The organism is Salifodinibacter halophilus (assembly GCA_012999515.1).
Classification (GTDB): Bacteria; Pseudomonadota; Gammaproteobacteria; order Nevskiales; family Salinisphaeraceae; genus Salifodinibacter; species Salifodinibacter halophilus.
Window position 1 is genome coordinate 1 of sequence record JABEEB010000053.1, and the last position, 381, is coordinate 381.

Sequence of the window (381 nt, forward strand, 5' to 3'; positions counted from 1 at the left end):
ATATGCACAGATGTGCGTATTCGTGCGCCGGTCGGTGACGAAGCCACCGGAGACCGCGCCACATCGCCGCCGTCGGAGGCTCTAACGGGCGAGTCTCTGCGTCGACTCCTCTGTACTGGCTCTATTTTTTGTTATACTTACTGTACAAATTATTTCCCTTAATTTATACTATAATAATTACATACATGATATATGATAATCATTTTTATAGTGTGAGTGATACGGCGTCTCACGCATGGCAATCGAATTCGCACAGAGCCCGCTTTTGACGTTCGTCGTCGGACTCGCGTTGGTCGTGTTGCTACTGGTCGTGTTAGACCTCCCCGCGTTCGTCGGCTTGGCGATAGCCGCGTTCGCGGTCGGGCTCGTCAACGCGGCGTT

Annotated in this window: 1 protein-coding gene; it reads left to right on the forward strand. The window is 51.7% G+C overall.

The genetic code is table 11. The features are described from left to right. Window positions 1–235: 235 nt before the first annotated feature. Window positions 236–381: GntP family permease (locus HKX41_10645; GenBank protein ID NNC24589.1), on the forward strand; the 146-nt coding region annotated here is incomplete at its 3' end.